The sequence below is a fragment of the Actinophytocola sp. genome (genome assembly GCF_035712165.1).
Taxonomy (GTDB): domain Bacteria; phylum Actinomycetota; class Actinomycetes; order Mycobacteriales; family Pseudonocardiaceae; genus DASYTH01.
On the sequence record NZ_DASTBH010000017.1, the window covers coordinates 1 to 2,590 of the forward strand.

The window sequence follows — 2,590 nt, forward strand, 5'->3', positions numbered from 1 at the left end:
CTCGGCGGCGCGCACCTCCGGCGACTTCTGGTCCGGCGCCGGTGCGTCGCCGCCGGCCCCGGAGGCCGCGGGTGGCGTGGCCGCCGCGGCCGGCCTGCTCTCCGCGGGCGACTTTTCGGGGGTACGGCCGATCGGCGTGGACGGGTCGAAGCCGGCGACCGAGATGCCGTACCGCTCGGCCAGCCGGTTGCCGCGCAGGCTGGCCTCGCCGGCGGCCGGGTCCCCGACGGCGCCCTCGCGGGTGTCGGCGAAGCCGGCGAGTTGGAGCGCCATCTCCTTCAGCGAGCACAGCCGGGCGCCGCGCGTGGGCGGCGGCCGCAGGCCGCGGCGCAACTGGTCGACCACCTCGACCGCCGTGTCCGGCGCGACGTTGTCGTAGAAGTCGTAGTTGACCGTCATCACCGGCGCGTAGTCGCAGGCGGCGAGGCACTCCGCGTGCTCAAGGGTGATCGAGCCGTCCTCGGTGGTCTCGTCGTGCCCGACGCCGAGGTGCTCGCAGAGCGTGTCGTAGACCGCCTGCCCGCCCATGACGTTGCACAGCGTGTTGGTGCAGACGCTGACCAGGTACTCGCCGGTGGGCCGGCGCTTGTACATCGTGTAGAACGTCGCCACCGCGCCGACCTGCGCCTTGGTGATGCCGAGCACGGCGGCGCAGTACTCCACGCCGGCCGGGCTGACGTACCCGTCCTCGGACTGCACGAGGTGCAGCAGCGGCAGCAGCGCCGACCGGGACCGGCCCTCGGGATAGCGGGCGATGATCTCGCGCGCCAGCGGGTCGAGCTTCGCGGCCAGCGCGGCGGCGGCCGGCGACAGCGTCATGTCAGAAATCAACGGTCACACCCACCCATGACGGGGTCCAACGAGGCGCCGCCGGCGATCACGTCGGCGATCAGGCCGCCCTCGGCGATGGCCGGGATGGCCTGGAGGTTGACGAAGCTGGGCTCGCGGTAGTGCACCCGGTAGGGCCGGGTGCCGCCGTCGGAGACGGCGTGCACGCCCAGCTCGCCGCGCGGGCCCTCGATCGCCACGTACACCTGGCCGGGCGGCACCCGGAAACCCTCGGTGACGAGCTTGAAATGGTGGATCAGGGCCTCCATCGACTGGCCCATGATCTTGGCGATGTGCTCCAGCGAGTTGCCCAGGCCGTCGGCTCCGATGGCGAGCTGCGCCGGCCAGGCGATCTTCTTGTCGGCGATCATGATCGGACCGGGGCGGAGCCGGTCCAGCGCCTGCTCGACGATCTTCAGCGACTCGCGCATCTCGTCCATCCGGACCTGGTAGCGGCCCCACCCGTCGGAGGTGGTCGCCACCGGCACGTCGAACTCGTACGTCTCGTAACCGCAGTACGGCTCGGTCTTGCGCAGGTCCCAGGCCAGGCCGGCCGAGCGCAGCACCGGACCGGTGATGCCGAGCGCCAGGCAGCCCTGCACGTCGAGCACGGCGACGTTCTTGGTCCGCTCCAGCCAGATCGGCTGGCCGGAGAGCAGATCCTCGTACTCCTTGAGCCGCTTGGGCAGCAGCGCCACGAAGTCGCGGATCTTCTCAATCGCCTCGTCCTGGATGTCCTGCGCCACACCGCCCGGCCGCACGTACGCCATGTTCATCCGCAGGCCGGCGACCATCTCGAAGACCTCGAGGATGTACTCCCGCTCGCGGAAGCCGTACAGCATCATGTTGACCGCGCCCAGTTCCAGCGCGGTGGTGCCGATCCAGACCAGGTGCGAGGCGATCCGGTTCAGCTCCATCATGAGCACCCGGATCGTGGTGGCCCGCTCGGTGATCTCGTCGGTGACGCCGAGCAGCTTCTCCACCGCGAGCGAGTACGCCGTCTCGTTGAAGATCGGCGACAGGTAGTCCATCCGGGTCACGAACGTCGTGCCCTGCACCCAGTTGCGGTACTCGAGGTTCTTCTCGATGCCGGTGTGCAGGTAGCCGACGACCGTCCGCGCCTCGGTGACGGTCTCGCCCTCGAGTTCCAGGATCAGCCGCAGCACGCCGTGCGTGGACGGGTGCTGCGGACCCATGTTGACGATGATCCGTTCGTCGTGCAGCGGATCGGTGCCCGAGACCACGGTGTCCCAGTCGCCGCCGGTGACGTTGAAGACCTTGCCTTCGGTCGTCTCCCGCTCGGTCGCGTAACTCACTGGTACACCCTCCGCTCGTCCGGCGGCGGGATCTCGGCGCCCTTGTACTCCACCGGCACGCCGCCCAACGGGTAGTCCTTGCGCTGCGGGTGGCCCTCCCAGTCGTCCGGCATGAGGATCCGGGTCAGGTTGGGGTGGCCCTCGAAGATCACACCGAACATGTCGTACGTCTCGCGCTCCTGCCAGTCGGCGGTCGGGTAGACGGCCGTGACGCTCGGCAGCCGGGGGTCCGCCAACGGCACGGCGGCCTCCAGCCGGATCCGGCGCCGGTACGTCATCGAGGTCAGGTGGTAGACGACGTGGAACCGGCGCTCGTCGCTGCCGAGGTAGTCGACACCGGAGACGCTGGAGCACAGCTCGTAGCGCAGCGCCTCGTCGTCGCGCAGGACCTGGCAGACCTCGGCGATCCGCTCCGGGCGGATGTGCAGGGTCAGCTCGCCCCGGTC

The 2,590-nt window shown here is 70.1% G+C and carries 3 protein-coding genes; all 3 read right to left on the reverse strand.

The genetic code is table 11. From position 1 onward, the window contains the following. The coding region (gene nuoE, locus VFO68_RS00830) for an NADH-quinone oxidoreductase subunit NuoE (protein ID WP_325156160.1) at positions 1-819 on the reverse strand (819 nt) is incomplete at its 3' end. Positions 820-827: 8 nt separating this feature from the next. Further along, positions 828-2,144 (reverse strand): NADH-quinone oxidoreductase subunit D, encoded by a 1,317-nt coding sequence (locus VFO68_RS00835; RefSeq protein WP_325156161.1) that lies wholly within the window; start codon positions 2,142-2,144, stop codon positions 828-830. Continuing rightward, positions 2,141-2,590: NADH-quinone oxidoreductase subunit C (locus VFO68_RS00840; RefSeq protein ID WP_325156162.1), on the reverse strand; the 450-nt coding region annotated here is incomplete at its 5' end. The genes VFO68_RS00840 and VFO68_RS00835, both read right to left, overlap by 4 nt.